General features: G+C 46.6%; 14 protein-coding genes. 11 read left to right on the forward strand and 3 right to left on the reverse strand.

The genetic code is table 11. The features are described from left to right. Positions 1 to 76 precede the first annotated feature (76 nt). From DW769_RS09360 to cytX, 4 genes are all read left to right on the forward strand, one after another. Positions 77 to 478, forward strand: coding sequence for a hypothetical protein (locus tag DW769_RS09360; RefSeq protein ID WP_330425673.1), 402 nt, complete (start codon positions 77 to 79; stop codon positions 476 to 478). A gap of 198 nt (positions 479 to 676) precedes the next feature. Beyond that, complete coding sequence (locus tag DW769_RS09365; protein ID WP_055228665.1) at positions 677 to 1540, forward strand: serine hydrolase domain-containing protein; 864 nt, start codon at positions 677 to 679, stop codon at positions 1538 to 1540. A gap of 214 nt (positions 1541 to 1754) precedes the next feature. Further along, complete coding sequence (locus tag DW769_RS09370; protein WP_022462799.1) at positions 1755 to 2105, forward strand: arsenate reductase family protein; 351 nt, start codon at positions 1755 to 1757, stop codon at positions 2103 to 2105. Positions 2106 to 2220: 115 nt separating this feature from the next. Beyond that, positions 2221 to 3381, forward strand: a complete 1161-nt coding sequence (cytX, locus tag DW769_RS09375; RefSeq protein WP_118750327.1) for a putative hydroxymethylpyrimidine transporter CytX — start codon at positions 2221 to 2223, stop codon at positions 3379 to 3381. A 416-nt stretch (positions 3382 to 3797) separates the two neighbouring features. On the opposite strand, the gene DW769_RS09385 is transcribed toward cytX, so the two are convergent. Further along, positions 3798 to 4640, reverse strand: coding sequence for an AraC family transcriptional regulator (locus DW769_RS09385; RefSeq protein WP_158578776.1), 843 nt, complete (start codon positions 4638 to 4640; stop codon positions 3798 to 3800). A gap of 146 nt (positions 4641 to 4786) precedes the next feature. Here DW769_RS09385 and DW769_RS09390 point away from each other — a divergent pair, with 146 nt between their 5' ends. From DW769_RS09390 to DW769_RS17055, 5 genes are all read left to right on the forward strand, one after another. Beyond that, the gene (locus tag DW769_RS09390; RefSeq protein ID WP_118750304.1) at positions 4787 to 6505 is read left to right on the forward strand and encodes a glycoside hydrolase family 2 protein; all 1719 of its coding nucleotides are present in this window, start codon (positions 4787 to 4789) and stop codon (positions 6503 to 6505) included. Positions 6506 to 6829: 324 nt separating this feature from the next. Then, positions 6830 to 7078 (forward strand): nitroreductase family protein, encoded by a 249-nt coding sequence (locus tag DW769_RS17430; RefSeq protein ID WP_442857761.1) that lies wholly within the window; start codon positions 6830 to 6832, stop codon positions 7076 to 7078. Between the two features lie 80 nt (positions 7079 to 7158). After that, positions 7159 to 7623 carry an 8-oxo-dGTP diphosphatase gene (locus DW769_RS09400; RefSeq protein ID WP_243038338.1) on the forward strand — a complete coding sequence of 155 codons (465 nt, stop codon included), beginning with the start codon at positions 7159 to 7161 and terminating at the stop codon, positions 7621 to 7623. Positions 7624 to 7650: 27 nt separating this feature from the next. Further along, positions 7651 to 8115: a low molecular weight protein-tyrosine-phosphatase gene (locus DW769_RS09405; RefSeq protein ID WP_118750307.1), complete on the forward strand. Its 465-nt coding sequence runs from the start codon at positions 7651 to 7653 to the stop codon at positions 8113 to 8115. Positions 8116 to 8605: 490 nt separating this feature from the next. Then, positions 8606 to 8734 carry a hypothetical protein gene (locus DW769_RS17055; RefSeq protein WP_279220884.1) on the forward strand — a complete coding sequence of 43 codons (129 nt, stop codon included), beginning with the start codon at positions 8606 to 8608 and terminating at the stop codon, positions 8732 to 8734. 670 nt (positions 8735 to 9404) lie between these two features. On the opposite strand, the gene DW769_RS09415 is transcribed toward DW769_RS17055, so the two are convergent. Further along, the gene (locus DW769_RS09415; protein WP_022461058.1) at positions 9405 to 9659 is read right to left on the reverse strand and encodes a heavy-metal-associated domain-containing protein; all 255 of its coding nucleotides are present in this window, start codon (positions 9657 to 9659) and stop codon (positions 9405 to 9407) included. Positions 9660 to 9949: 290 nt separating this feature from the next. On the opposite strand from DW769_RS09415, the gene DW769_RS09420 reads away from it, so the two are divergent. After that, the gene (locus DW769_RS09420) at positions 9950 to 10852 is read left to right on the forward strand and encodes an AraC family transcriptional regulator (RefSeq protein ID WP_118750308.1); all 903 of its coding nucleotides are present in this window, start codon (positions 9950 to 9952) and stop codon (positions 10850 to 10852) included. Between the two features lie 10 nt (positions 10853 to 10862). Here the strand turns inward: DW769_RS09420 and DW769_RS09425 are convergent, their stop codons facing one another. Next, on the reverse strand, positions 10863 to 12197 hold the full coding sequence (locus DW769_RS09425; RefSeq protein WP_117761791.1) for an MATE family efflux transporter: 1335 nt from the start codon (positions 12195 to 12197) through the stop codon (positions 10863 to 10865). Between the two features lie 314 nt (positions 12198 to 12511). Between DW769_RS09425 and pckA the strand changes: the two genes are divergently transcribed. Continuing rightward, positions 12512 to 14116 carry a phosphoenolpyruvate carboxykinase (ATP) gene (gene pckA / locus DW769_RS09430; protein ID WP_117761790.1) on the forward strand — a complete coding sequence of 535 codons (1605 nt, stop codon included), beginning with the start codon at positions 12512 to 12514 and terminating at the stop codon, positions 14114 to 14116. Positions 14117 to 14284 lie beyond the last annotated feature (168 nt).

The following is a 14284-nucleotide window of genomic DNA, read 5'->3' on the forward strand; positions in this document are numbered from 1 at the left end:
TGCAATGGTGGAAGAAACAGGAATCCCCCTGCTTTAGCTGTGGGGAGTGTCAATCAAGCATGAATATGCGCATTACATGCAGTACAATATGCGGATACCTGAGAAGTATAAATGGCAGGCTGGAACACATGGAAGTGCGTGGAAATATTGTTGTTCTCTTATAGGTGCAGCACCGACACCTTATTATAAGGCAGGAGAGGCGCTGTTGGATCATAACTATGATAAAGTATTAAAAAGCCGGATTCATGATAAGACAGTGCCGATTCGAGATACGTATCAGCGCCAGCAGAAAGCACAGAAGCAGAAGGATGAAGTTGTTCAATATAAAATTGGAGACAATATCACACATCCGAAATTCGGAGATGGAATCATAGAAAAGATTAATCTGAGATCTGGCGGAGTTCATCTTCATATTCGGTTTGATGGTGAGGTGAAATGTATTGATCAGAAGTGGTTGATGAGGAGGAAATATACATAGGAATACATAGGAAGATAGGATCAAAGCATATTGTTTGGTTTGGCCGTCGCTTTCCATGAAGGCGTGAGTTGAAATGAATATGCCCGGAATGGCAGAAAACTACCGGAAAGATTGCCTTCCGTGAATTGAATGAAAAATAAGAATTTAAGAAAAGAATCCATCATGATATTATAGTAAAAATAAAGGAGGAACCTAGCTATGGACATATCTGATTTTATAGGAGCTGCAAAAACATTTCACGTTCTTGGAATAAAGGTCACAAAAGATGGCGACCTCATAAATGAATGGTACAGCGAACCCGAATGCCGTAGAAATATCTATTCTGCAACGAAGAGCTTCACATCCTGTGCAGTTGGTTTTGCTGTCCAGGAAGGATTACTGTCTTTAGATGAAAAACTGACGGATGCCTTTCCCGAAGATTTACCCGATGTGATCGATGATAATCTGAAAATGGCAACGGTTCGAGACCTGCTTACGATGTGTTTAGGACAGGAACAGGGCAGCCTTATGGGAGAACAGCGGCCATTATACCAGGAGGATGACTGGGTAAAAATGTCTTTGGCGATTCCGTTTCAATATAAGCCAGGTACACATTTTGTATATAATAATGTTGGTCCCTACCTGGCAGGCATTCTTGTACAGAGACGTTCCGGATGCGATCTGGTCTCTTATCTTACACCAAGGCTTTTTAAACATCTTGGAATCAAGCGGCCGACATGGGAGACAGATCCTCTTGGAAACAGTTTTGGCGCAGGTGGATTGTTCCTTACACTTTCTGAACTTCATAAATTCGGATTGTTTTACCTGAATAAGGGAAAATGGAATGGAAAACAGATTTTATCCGAAAAATGGATAGAAGAAAGTACAGCAGCATCCGATACAGACAATTATGGTTATCTTTTCTGGAGAGGAGAATACAATTCCTACCGGGCGGATGGAAAATATTCTCAGATTTCTATGATCCTTCCGGACAAGAATGCGGTTATTTCGATGGTCGCAGAATGCCGGAACGGGGAAGAACTTATGAGTGCTTTGTATGATTTGGTATGTGCAAAGTTATAGATTATTATTGCATAATTGTGAAAAAGGAAAGACCAAAAGAGCTCAAACAGCTCGTCTATATAAGATAGATGGGCTGGATTCCGAAGCTGATGAAGGTGCTGGAATTGATCTTGGAAGAAGGAAAATAATTGCCGATCCTCCGTTCCTGTGCTGAAATGATTCCGGCAAAAGATACAGGATTATGGATAAATTATATTTGATTGGAGATGGAGAAATGTTATTTATATGTTACCCAAAATGCTCAACCTGCCAGAAAGCGAAAAAATGGTTAGATGCACAGAAAATAGAATATACCGAGCGCAACATCGTGGATGTGAATCCAACCTGCGGTGAGTTAAAGGAATGGTATTCTAAGAGCGGCTTTCCACTTAAAAAGTTCTTTAATACCAGCGGCCTTCTTTATAAAGAAATGAAACTGAAGGACAAACTTCCTGCCATGAGCGAAGAGGAACAGCTGCAGCTTCTTGCCACGAATGGTATGCTGGTGAAACGCCCGCTGCTGATCGATGGTGATACCGTGCTGATCGGCTTTAAGGAAGCAGAATGGTCTGAAAAGCTGGGATGATTGGAGAAAGATTGGGAGTCAGATGAACGGATAGAGTAAATTCATTGCCGCATTTTCCCTTCTGTGCTAAAATGGTTTCCGGTATGAAAATTTAAGCAAAGAGAGGAACATGAAAATGAACGAAAAACGTACCGGCCTGTTCGAGAATGGCCTGATCTGGTTTGGGGCAGGTGTCTCGATTGCCGAAATCCTGACCGGAACATACCTTGCACCGCTCGGCATGGGAAAAGGTCTGGCAGCGATTCTTATCGGCCATATCATCGGATGCCTGATGCTGTTTCTGGCGGGCGTGATCGGCGGAAGGGTCAGAAAAAGTGCCATGGAAACCGTAAAAATGAGTTTTGGACAGAAGGGAAGCATCCTTTTTGCTGTCCTGAATGTATTGCAGCTCGTTGGCTGGACCGCCATCATGATCTATGACGGAGCGCTCGCCGCAGACGGCGTAATGCATACGGGCAGATGGATCTGGTGCCTTGTGATCGGAGTTTTGATTATTCTCTGGATTGTGATCGGAATCACGAATCTTGGTAAAATCAACACGGTTGCCATGGCAGCATTATTTCTGCTTAGCCTGATCCTGAGCAAGGTCATCTTTGCCGGAGGCGGAGCAGGAGCACCATCGGATGACAGTATGACATTCGGTGCAGCAGTAGAACTTGCGGTTGCGATGCCGTTATCCTGGCTGCCACTGATCAGCGATTACACAAGAGAAGCAAAAGAACCGGTCAAAGCAACGGCCATCAGCGCGGTTGTCTATGGAATCGTCAGCTGCTGGATGTATGTGATTGGAATGGGAGCAGCGATCATCACCGGAGAATATGACATCGCGCAGATCATGCTGAAGGCAGGCCTTGGCATTGCGGGCCTTCTGATTATTGTATTTTCAACAGTAACAACAACATTTCTGGATGCCTACTCCGCAGGAATTTCCAGCGAGACCGTCGTAAGCAAATGGAATGGAAAGCATGTGGCCATCGTTGTCACCGTCATTGGAACCATCGCAGCGATTGTATATCCGATGGACAACATCACAGATTTTCTCTATCTGATCGGCTCGGTTTTTGCACCGATGATCGCAATCCAGATTGCCGACTTTTTCCTGCTGAAACGGGACAAGAGCAGCCTGGCCGTACATATTCCGAATCTGATCATCTGGGTGATTGGATTTGCGGTATACCGAATTCTGATGAACATCGACATGCCGCTGGGAAACACTCTGCCGGATATGGTGATTACGATTGTAATCTGCCTGATCGTTGGAAAATTTGTTTCATAAAAAGTGAATAAAAAGATCAGATGACTGTTCTGCCTGCATTTGAGCAGGCGGGGCAGTCATTTTGTGTGCCGAGCATGGCACTAATCTTGCTGGTGCAAGTCCAGTCACGGGTATTTACCGCCAAGTGTAGCGAATCACAAGTCGGTATCAGTAACGGTATGGATGGAGGAAGTGGTGTAGCAAAGTTCTTGAGCCTATGAACAGAAACTTGATCAGGCGATTAGGTGGGTGAGATTGCAAATCAAATCGAAGCCCAAATGGTAAACGTAAACCGAATATGTAGTAGCAATAATTCATACCTTTTTAGCTGTATTTTGTATCGTAAACAGAAAGAAAATGCACTATAATCCAAGGCAATGAAAGTACTTAAAAAAGTAGTTTCGTTGCCTTGGTTCCATTTTTAGAAAGAATAATATTTAGGTGGGAAAATTCCCAGGCGCTGTGTGGAGTTTTCTGTAAGAAGCCGGGGACAGACCGCACTGTTTCTTGAAAAAGTAAGAAAAGTGGTGAGGGTCTAAGAACCCAAGCTGTGTGGAGATGGCAGAAACAGGAAGAGTGGTGCGGCTTAGCATGGACTGGGCCAGCTTGCACTTCTGGGACAGGTAATACTGGTAGGGAGCAACATGATATACCTCCTGGAACAGGTGGATGAGCCTGGAGCGGGATAGGGAAACGGTATCTGCCAGATGATCCAAGGACAGACTTTCTGTTAAGTGCATATCGATATAATTGCGGATCGCCAGTGCAGTAGGATTGATGGGAACTTTGTTTGCCAGAAAATCCGCAAGCTCCTGAATATATTGATGGAGCAGTACAGCCAGCTTGTCAGCAGAGTGTACAGGGTCGGCGGTAAAGGCATCAAGGATCCGGGTCAGAGGTGTTTCGTTATGGAAGCGGGGGATCAGGGTGACACCGTCTAAGCCGTAATCGGAGAGAAGATGCTGTACCAGACTGCCGCTGACATTGAACCAGATCTTGGTCCAGGGATCAACTTTGTCTGAATAGTAGTGGTGGTAGGTGCCGGCAGTAAGGATATAGGCATCTCCGGCATTTACAGTGAGGATACTGCCGTTTCGCTCGATATGTCCACGGCCGCTTAAAACGTATTCAAACACACACAGGGGTCTGCGATAAACCAGGATCTCATAGGCAGGATCCGGGTAAGTGATACCGGCCATGATGGGAGAAAAGCTTTCCGCGGTAGGGCCGGTGTAGACCGTGTATTTTTCAATCTGTGTGCGTGTAATTTCCTGAGGCATGGTGGTTCCTCCATTTTTTGAAAGCAAATTGCAATAATGTAATAACAGCATTGTAGTAAAAAGGAGTAAGCCTGTCAACTATGGCTTTCACCATATAAAATAAAAATGAAATCAACCCAAATAAATGATCACAGGAGGACAAAATTATGACACAAATACCCAGACCGGAGCATCCCCAGCCCCAGATGAAGAGGGAGCATTGGAAAAACCTGAATGGAGAATGGGATTTTTCCTTTGACTTTGGATGCAGCGGCATAGATCAGAAATGGCAGGAAGGAAAGACAGATTGGGAGAAGAAGATCCTGGTGCCCTTCTGCCCGGAAAGTGATCTGAGCGGAATCGGCTATAAGGACTTTATCCCCAGCGTATGGTATCACCGCACCATCACATTGACAGGGGAGGAGCTGAAGGGAGATCTTCTCTTACACTTCGGCGCAGTGGACTATGATGCAAGAGTATGGATCAATGGAGTAGAGGCAGGCAGACACCAGGGCGGTTATGTTTCCTTTACGTTTGATATTACAAAGCTTGTAAAGGAAGGAGAAAATGACATTACGCTTTTTGCAGCAGATGATGTGAGAGGCGGAAAGCAGCCCAAGGGAAAGCAGAGTCATTTCTTCTACTCCAGAGGTTGTGATTATACCAGAACGACAGGTATCTGGCAGACGGTATGGCTTGAGTGGGTACCGGAAAGCTACATTGAAAAAGTGCAATATTATCCAAACCTGGCAGAGGCAACTCTGGGAATTAAGGCGGTAGTAAAGGGGCAGGGCACACTGGAAGCAAAGGCCTTTTATGGGGGAGAGCCCTGTGGCAGCGTAAGCGCAAAGTCAGAGGGCGGCACCGTTACCATGACACTTCCTTTGTCCCGTCTGGAAAAGTGGGAGCCGGGTCATGGCAGACTGTATGACCTTACATTAACCTATGGAGAAGATAAGGTAGAAAGCTACTTTGGTATGCGTGAGGTAAGACTGGATGGAGAGAAATTCCTCATCAACGATAAGAGCGTGTTCCAAAGACTGGTGCTGGATCAGGGCTTCTATCCGGATGGCATTTACACAGCGCCTACAGAGGAAGCACTTGTCAAGGATGTGGAACTGTCCATGGCTGCAGGCTTCAACGGCGCAAGACTCCATCAGAAGGTATTTGAGCCTCTGTTCTTGTATCACTGCGATAAAGCAGGCTATCTGGTATGGGGCGAGCAGGGCTGTTGGGGACTGGATTACAGCAATCCAGCAGCATTAAAATATTTCCTGCCTGAGTGGATGGAAGCCTTGGAGAGAGACTTCAACCATCCCGCCATCATCGGCTGGTGTCCGTTTAATGAGACATGGGATTATGAGGGAAGAAGGCAGGATGACAGCTTACTGGCCAATGTGTATAAGATGACAAAGCTGTATGATACCACCAGACCCTGCATTGATACCAGCGGAAATTATCATGTGGTGACGGACATCTATGACTTACACAATTATGAGCAGGATCCGGCAAAGTTTGCAGCAACCTACGAGTCCTTTAAACAGGGAGGTGATTTGGAAGATAATCATGGCTACAGGCAGACACCTGTAAAGGGTATCCCTACCTTCATCAGTGAGTATGGCGGTATCAAGTGGGACGAGGAAGGTGTTGAAAAGGATGGCTGGGGCTATGGTGCAGGTCCTGCTACCAAGGAGGAATTCCTGAACCGATATAAGGGACTGACCGATGCCCTTTTGGACAATCCCCATATGTTTGCCTTCTGCTATACCCAGCTGTATGATGTGGAGCAGGAGTTAAACGGTCTGTATACCTATGAACGTAAACCAAAGTTTGATATGGATGTGATAAAGGCAATCAATGCCCGTAAGGCAGCAATCGAGGATTAAAAGCATCCCGCAGAGTATAAAAGAAATCGTGTGAGAGACATTGGGGTCTGACCCTCTTACAATTTTCTTGGTGAGATAAAAAACAAGTGCAAAACTTTTAAATGTATAGCTATAAATGAGCAAATTTGAAAAACTGTACAAACAAATCTGCTATACATGGACATTAAGAGGATTAAACAATTTATTGTTAAGGAACTGGAAGTTCACAACAATGAATGCTCCGATTCTGAGACAGGCACTCCGGTCAGATTTTACCTGCGTCACCGGAATCTCAGCATCAGGAAAATATTTCAGGAAGCAAGTTCTTTTAGAAAAGCACTTTCCATGGACGAGCGTGTATCCGAAATCTGCAATTCCCAGTCTATCGGCGCAGCGATTGAGAATATGACGCTGGAGGCTGCCGCACAGGGCCTTGGCAGTCTGTGGATCTGCAATTCCTTTTTTGCCCAGAAAGAACTGAGCGACTGGGCGGGCGGTGAGCTGTACGCAGTTCTTGCCGTCGGCTATGCGGATGAAGCACCCGAGGCCAGACTGCGGAAGAGAACAGAAGATGTGATTGAGTGGAGAGTGTGAGATTTTATATAAAAAGCTATGTCAAAAATGGGATTCCTTTGTTATAATGAAGCCTGTATATGACATAGAAGGAAATCATTTTGAATCGTAAATCACAAGTAGAATTGACAAGCATGTGCCTCATCTGCGATGAAACACGAATTCTGGTGGAGGAAAAGTGCGGCACATCTTATTCGGGCGGCCTGGTTTTCCCAGGCGGCCATGTAGAGAAAAATGAATCGCTGCAGGATTCGGTCATTCGTGAAATGAAAGAAGAGACAGGGCTGACCATAAAGAATCCAAAGCTGTGCGGCGTAAAGGACTGGATCGAGAAGGACGGCACGAGATATCTTGTTCTGCTGTACAAAACAGATCAGTTCGAAGGAGAATTAAAATCATCCGAGGAAGGCCGCGTCTTCTGGCTCGACCGGAAAGATGTTCCGACTGCCAATCTGATCTGGAATATGAGAGAACTGCTGGAGATTTTTGACACGGACAATTACAGCGAGTTTTTCTTCCGGGATGAAGATGATGTAAGACCGGACAGAACAAATCTGCTGGGATAATGCGCAAAAGGAAGGAATTTTAGGAGTATGATAACTGTGTATTTCATTTGCCACGGCAATATTTGCCGCTCGACTCTTGCTGAGAGCGTATTCACCCACAAAGTAAATTCCCTCGGCCTTGCCCACAATTTTGAAATTGACAGCTTCGCCACCAGCCGCGAGGAGATCGGCAATCCGCCGCACTACGGGACAGTCAATAAACTGCGCGAGGAGCACATTCCGCTCGTGCCGCATCACGCGAAGCAGATTACATGGAAGGATTACGAGCGCGCCGACTACATCATCGGCATGGATACCGCGAATATCCGCAATCTGAACCGGATGCTGAAAAATGATCCGGATGGAAAGGTTTACAAATTTCTTTCCTTCACCGGTTCCGGCCGCGATATTGCGGATCCGTGGTATACGGGAGATTTTGAGGCGACGTACCGCGATGTCGTGGAGGGATGCAACGGTTTTCTGGCGTATCTGCGCCGGGAAGGAAAAATCTGAAAAACAAAAAGCGCCGAAAACAAGGCCAGTGCCCATTTGCAGAGAATGCGGCACTGGCCTTTTACTATAAGAAAATCCTATAGCCACTCCAAAAAATTAGCAATTAGACGTAACCAGACAAATATGGTATGATAACTGCATAGAAAACATAGCGAAATAATAGAAAAATAAAAGCTTTCCTATTTGAAAATTCATTCGATAGAACACGCGAAAGAGAGGCAGAAAATCAATGACGAATTATGATTATGAGATTGTAAATGGAAGAAAAATCCGCGTAAGACCAAAAGAAACCGTATCGGAGATCGACAAAAACGGCTATTTCCGCAGATAGCCGAATCACTTCACGACTCCGTTCGGCGACGGTGAAAACGATCTGAAGGCAGAAGGTAATAAGAGATACCGTCTCGTCTGGGCAAAGCTGTGCCACTGGTCCAACCGCGCGGCGATCGTAAGAGAGCTGGAGGGCCTGGAAGATCAGATTTCCGTCAATATGGTAGAACATGCCCCGCATGAGAAAAACCTTGGCTGGGAATACGTTTACAATGAAAACAACATCGACCCGCTGCTCGGTGATCAGTTCCTCTCTGAGGCGTATTACCGTGCTGATGATGATTACTAGGGAAGAACGACCGTTCCGGCGCTGATCGACACAACGACGGGAAAGGTAGTCAACAACGATTACAACTGGCTGACCACTTATTTCGAGGTCAACTTCCGCCCATGGCACAAAAAAGGCGCGCCGGAGCTGTATCCGGTGGAGCTGCGGGAAGAGATTGATAAGATGAATCTCTGGCTCTTCGATAATATCAACAACGCGGTATACCGCAGTTCCTTCTCCAGAAGCAACGAAGGCCATTTCGACGGTGTGAACACCTTCTTTGCAGATTTTGCCGTGCCGCCGGCAGACGCCAGGGAAGAATTGAGGGAGAGGAAGACGGCTTCCGCGCCAGCACACACTACGATCTGGCACTTCCGAAGATTGACTGGGATGCGCAGTGGAAGGTTTCGACCGAGCGCGCCTACCTGTCCTCAGACCCGACCCATCCGATCTATCTTGGAAACAACCGCAGATTCGACATCGACCCGACCTGGTACGATCTGGGCGCAGAATCTCCGAAAAAAGAGGAGAAAGAAACGCCGCCGTCCTGCGGATGCTACTGCGGCTGATCAAATCATAGATAAAAAATAGAAAACACCGTTTCAGAGGCAGATTTCCAAAAGGAAATAAACTTCTGAAACGGTGCTTTTTTCCGATGCACAAACTGCAAAAGGAAAGGCATGAAATCCGCTTATCGTCCGAAATGGAAAAATCCCTTTTTCTCATACGGCTCACTCGTATACGAAACCAGCTCATATCCGATGTCCTTGATCTGCTGTTTCAGATACGGAATATCGAGCGGCGCTTCGCTGATGACAACGGTCTCGCCGTTTTTTGCAGAAGAGTTTACTTTCTTTGGAGAGCAGCTCTTGCGGACTACATCATTCATATGGGATTCGCACATGCCGCACATCATACCATCAATTTTTAAGACTGTTTTAATCATACAATACCTGCTTTCTTCCGGGAATACAGCGAAACGAAAGCGTGCCGGACTGTATTCCTGGGGTTTTGATGAAAAATTTGAAATCACATACCCTATCGGGGTATCTAAAATATAGCGCGGATGAAAAGAAATGTCAATAAGCTGATAAAATATGATAATTATTATCATTTAAGAAGGAAAAATACGGTCATGGAAGGGCGATTCGCCGGCAGAACAGGGAAACTTGCCGGAATCGCAAAGTTCGTGTTACAATTGGGACAGCAGAGCAAAACAAGAGAGGAGACAAAAATATGCTCTCACAGATGAATTACCGAAAAGAAACACAGCCCCACGGTGATGAGCTTTTTCCGCTGAGCATTCACGTTTTCGAGACAGACCTGCAGAGTACCGTGCGGGTGTACTGCCATTGGCATGAGGAAGTGGAGCTCCTTTATGCAGTAAAGGGCGAAGCTGTTTTTCATATGGATACCGAGACCTTTCTCCTGCGGGAAGGGGAGACCGCCTTTGTCAATGCAAACCGTCTGCATGAGGTAGAGGGAATCGACGGACAGGAATTTACGTTTCTTGCCGTTGTATTCCAGCCGCGTTTTCTGTCCGGCACATCGCTTGACCGGATCCAGCAGCAGTATATCGAACCAGTGCTGTCCTCCGAGATCCGTTTTCCATCCAAGACAGAGCGGGGGACACGCCTTGCAGAAAAAACGGCACAGGCCATGCAGGAGATCCGAAATCTGCAGGAAAGAAAAGAACCGGGCTGGGAGCTGCTGTTAAAAGCGGAACTTCTGAAAATCTGGCAGGGATATTACAGTGCGGCAGAAAAGAACGGCGGAAAAACGGATGCCTCGACGAATTACCGTGTCAGCAGAATGAAAGAGATCCTCACATACATGAATGCTCATTTCTGTGAGGATCTCGAAATCGCGGAACTGGCGAGCCAGTTTCATATGAGTGAGAGCGCTTTCTGCCGCTTCTTTAAGTCGATTATGCATATTTCCGCCGTGACGTATGTCAATAACCTGCGGATTGCCGAGAGCTGCCGGCTGCTGCTTTCCACCGAGGAGGCGATCAGCAAGATTGCGAGCGACTGCGGATTCCGAAATATCAGCTATTTTAACCGCGTCTTCCAGGAACGCATGCACCAGACGCCGGGGCAGTTCCGCAGTTTATCCGCAGAAAACCGTACTGCGATATAAGATTCGGAACTTATGCAGGCTTCTGCGATCGGAATGCACGCCGCAGGAAGAAAAGTCCGGTCATATCAGCCAGTGCCCAGCCGATCGGAATGGCGATCCAGATTCCGGCAACGCCAAGCGCCGTGGCGGAGAAAAGGTATGCCAGCGCCACACGCATGCCAAGCGAAATGACGGTCAGAACAACCGACATCTCGGCGCGTTTGACAGCGCGGTAATACCCGTACAGCAGAAACAGCCATCCGATGCCGAGATAGAACGAGCCTTCCAGCCGCAGGTACTGTATGCCGATCGCGATGACCTCCATTTCTGATGCTTTCACGAAAATCTGCATCAGCGGATGCGCGAACAGATTGACAAGCAGAGAAATGACGATGGAAAAAGCAGCGCTCAGTGCAAAAGCATCTTTCGTGCCGCGCCGGATCCGCTCGTGATTTCCGGCCCCGTAATTCTGTGCGGTGAAAGTGGAGTAGGCATTTCCGAAATCCTGCACCGGCAGATAGGCAAAGGTATCAATTTTCACCGCGGCCGCAAATGCCGCCATGACCGCCGGACCGAAGCTGTTGACGAGCCCCTGTACCATCAGAATGCCGAAATTCATGACCGACTGCTGAATGCAGGTCATCGAAGAAAGATTCAGAATCTCTTTTAAAATGGAATGGCTGAAACGCCATTCTTTTTTTGACGGCAGCCACATGCGGCAGCGGAGCAGCACATAGAGCAGAATACCGACGGCGGACACATACTGCGCAAGAACCGTAGCGAGCGCCGCGCCTGCGATGCCGAACGGCAGTACAGCGACAAAGAGCAGATCCAGTGCAATGTTCAGCACAGCAGAGACAGCGAGAAAAATCAGCGGCACAGAAGAGTTTCCGAGCGCGCGCAGCATACAGGAAAAGAAATTGTATACGGATGTTGCAATAAGGCCGGCAAAGATAATCAGAAGATACGTCCGCATGCCGGGACGGACTTCATCCGGGACGCGAAGAAACGTAAGGATCGGCTCGATGCCTGCATAAACAGCGAGATTCAGCACGAGCGTAACGGCAAGGATCAGCAGAAACGCGTGGAGAATCGAAAGTTTTAAAGAAGAAAGATCTTTTCGTCCCTGATAAATCGAAAAGAGCGCACCGGCGCCCATCGACAGGCCGAGAAAAATGGAAGTCAGAAACGTCATCAGCGTATAGGAGGAGCCGACGGCGGCAAGCGCATTGCTTCCGAGAACGCGTCCGACGATCAGGGTGTCGGCAATGTTGTAAAACTGCTGCAACAGATTTCCTGCGATCATCGGCAGGGCAAACAGGATAAGAGAGCGGGAGATTTTCCCGCGGGTCAGATCGTAATACATAAAGAAACTTCTTTCCGAACATAATTATTAATATTATAACATAAAAAATCAAAAAATGTCAATTTGCAGGATGAAGTGTACAAAAATGCAATTGTCAGAAAACTTCGAAAAATCGAAGTTTATAAAATTTTTACAGATTTTGGGACACGTTCTGTAAAAAAACGGAAGATTTTCAGTTGATTTTTTTGGCCTTTTATGTATAATTAGAGTAGAAGAGGTCGGCTGGTCCGGTTTCTTCTAAAGGATACCTTCAAATTTCTGCATTTTGCAGAATGAAGCAGTATTACTATCAAAGGAAAGAGGTTAATTACAAGATGGCACAGATCGATTTAACAAAGTATGGCATCACCGGTACCACAGAAATTGTGTACAACCCTTCTTATGAGCAGTTATTTGAGGAAGAGACAAAACCAGAGCTGGAAGGCTATGAAAAAGGCCGGGAGACAGAGCTTGGTGCAGTTAACGTTATGACCGGTATCTATACAGGCCGTTCACCGAAAGACAAATACATCGTTGTGGACGAGAATTCGAAAGATACTGTATGGTGGACTTCTGATGAGTACAAAAACGATAACCATCCGGCAACCCAGGAAGCATGGGCAGCAGTAAAAGAGATCGCCAAAAAAGAGCTCTCCAACAAAAGACTGTTCGTTGTAGATGCATTCTGCGGTGCAAATAAAGATACCCGTATGGCTATCCGCTTCATCGTTGAGGTAGCTTGGCAGGCACATTTCGTAACTAACATGTTCATCAAACCTACAGCAGAAGAGCTTGAGAACTTCGAGCCGGATTTCGTTGTATACAACGCATCCAAAGCAAAAGTTGAGAACTACAAAGAGTTGGGTCTGAACTCTGAGACAGCAGTAGTATTCAACATCACAAGCCGTGAGCAGGTTATCGTCAACACATGGTACGGCGGAGAGATGAAGAAAGGTATGTTCTCCATGATGAACTACTATCTGCCGCTGAAGGGCATCGCTTCCATGCACTGCTCTGCAAACACAGACCTGAACGGTGAGAACACCGCAATTTTCTTTGGACTTTCCGGAACAGGAAAAACAACACTTTCCACAGACCCGAAACGTCTTCTGATCGGTGATGACGAGCACGGCTGGGACGACAACGGAGTATTCAACTTCGAGGGCGGCTGCTATGCAAAAGTTATCAACCTGGACAAAGAGTCTGAGCCGGATATCTACAACGCAATCAGACGTGACGCTCTGCTTGAGAACGTTACTGTTGATGCAGAAGGCAAAATTGACTTCAATGATAAGAGCGTAACCGAGAATACTCGTGTATCTTATCCGATCAACCACATTGAGAACATCGTTCGCCCGATTTCTTCTGCACCGGCAGCTAAGAATGTTATCTTCCTGTCCGCAGATGCATTCGGCGTACTTCCGCCAGTATCTGTTCTGACACCAGAGCAGACTCAGTACTACTTCCTGTCCGGATTTACTGCAAAACTTGCAGGAACCGAGCGCGGAATTACCGAGCCGACTCCTACCTTCTCTGCATGCTTCGGCCAGGCATTCCTGGAACTGCACCCAACCAAATATGCAGAAGAGCTTGTTAAGAAAATGGAGAAGAGCGGAGCAAAAGCATACCTGGTTAACACAGGCTGGAACGGAACCGGAAAACGTATCTCCATCCGTGATACCCGTGGAATCATCGATGCAATCTTAAGCGGTGCTATCAACGAAGCTCCGACGAAGACTATTCCGTACTTCAACTTCGAAGTTCCGACTGAACTTCCGGGCGTTGATCCGGCTATCCTGGATCCTCGCGATACCTATGCTGATGCTTCCGAGTGGGAGACCAAAGCACTGGATCTGGCTGAAAGATTCATCAAGAACTTTGCAAAATATGAAGGAAACGCTGCTGGTAAAGCACTTGTTTCCGCCGGCCCGCAGAAATAAATTTTCTGAATTGATCGAAAGGAAGCCCCTGACATGAAAGTGTCAGGGGCTTTCTTTTATGAAAATATCTGGAGAAATAAAATAGTTCCCTGCCCGAAAGTACAGACTGATGGGACAGGAAACTATTTTACAGCACACTCTAAAATAATACAAAAAATTTCAGCACCA

Origin of the sequence: Blautia sp. AM29-29 (assembly GCF_003480555.1) — a bacterium.
GTDB lineage: Bacteria > Bacillota > Clostridia > Lachnospirales > Lachnospiraceae > Fusicatenibacter > Fusicatenibacter saccharivorans.

Bases quoted from the DNA above. Each gene is read 5' to 3' on its own strand.
- DW769_RS09420 (WP_118750308.1), top strand. From the start codon at position 9,950: ATGCTCTCACAGATGAATTACCGAAAAGAAACACAGCCCCACGGTGAT.
- pckA (WP_117761790.1), top strand. From the start codon at position 12,512: ATGGCACAGATCGATTTAACAAAGTATGGCATCACCGGTACCACAGAA.
- DW769_RS09405 (WP_118750307.1), top strand. From the start codon at position 7,651: ATGATAACTGTGTATTTCATTTGCCACGGCAATATTTGCCGCTCGACT.
- DW769_RS09360 (WP_330425673.1), top strand. From the start codon at position 77: ATGCAGTACAATATGCGGATACCTGAGAAGTATAAATGGCAGGCTGGA.
- DW769_RS17055 (WP_279220884.1), top strand. From the start codon at position 8,606: ATGGTAGAACATGCCCCGCATGAGAAAAACCTTGGCTGGGAATACGTT.
- cytX (WP_118750327.1), top strand. From the start codon at position 2,221: ATGAACGAAAAACGTACCGGCCTGTTCGAGAATGGCCTGATCTGGTTT.
- DW769_RS09385 (WP_158578776.1), bottom strand. From the start codon at position 4,640: ATGCCTCAGGAAATTACACGCACACAGATTGAAAAATACACGGTCTAC.
- DW769_RS09425 (WP_117761791.1), bottom strand. From the start codon at position 12,197: ATGTATTACGATCTGACCCGCGGGAAAATCTCCCGCTCTCTTATCCTG.
- DW769_RS09415 (WP_022461058.1), bottom strand. From the start codon at position 9,659: ATGATTAAAACAGTCTTAAAAATTGATGGTATGATGTGCGGCATGTGC.
- DW769_RS09370 (WP_022462799.1), top strand. From the start codon at position 1,755: ATGTTATTTATATGTTACCCAAAATGCTCAACCTGCCAGAAAGCGAAA.
- DW769_RS09365 (WP_055228665.1), top strand. From the start codon at position 677: ATGGACATATCTGATTTTATAGGAGCTGCAAAAACATTTCACGTTCTT.
- DW769_RS17430 (WP_442857761.1), top strand. From the start codon at position 6,830: ATGGACGAGCGTGTATCCGAAATCTGCAATTCCCAGTCTATCGGCGCA.
- DW769_RS09390 (WP_118750304.1), top strand. From the start codon at position 4,787: ATGACACAAATACCCAGACCGGAGCATCCCCAGCCCCAGATGAAGAGG.